The 327-nt window shown below is 60.6% G+C and carries 1 pseudogene; it reads right to left on the bottom strand.

The features are described 5' to 3' along the window. Positions 1–88: pseudogene (rplQ, locus tag AC0IYH_RS30370) on the bottom strand (50S ribosomal protein L17); the annotation flags it as partial. Positions 89–327: the final 239 nt, after the last annotated feature.

Below are 327 nucleotides of genomic sequence, written 5' to 3'. Positions count from 1 at the left end.
TGATGAGCGCCGCCGCCATGTTGCGGAAGAGCGCGATACGATGGGCCGAGGTACGCTGTAGCTTACGGCCGCCGACGCGATGACGCATGATGATTCCTTCGTTCGATAAGGGGCCGTGTCACGGTACCCCAGAGCAGGTGGTGTGGAACGGGCCACCACCGAAAACCCTGATAATCTGGTCGGAAGGTTAGGCTAAGGTTAGTCCAACGACGCTTCTTGGCGACGGTAGCGATCCGACCGGCGCAGCTTCCGAACACGTTCAGAGAACGCAGCGACGCATCGCTCCCGCTGAGCGGACCAGCATAATTGCCCCGTCTCCTGTAGGAC

It is taken from the genome of Pseudomonas sp. AC463 (assembly GCF_979253585.1).
Note: the sequence above shows the minus strand (reverse complement) of the source record. Positions and strands in the feature narration are given on the sequence as shown.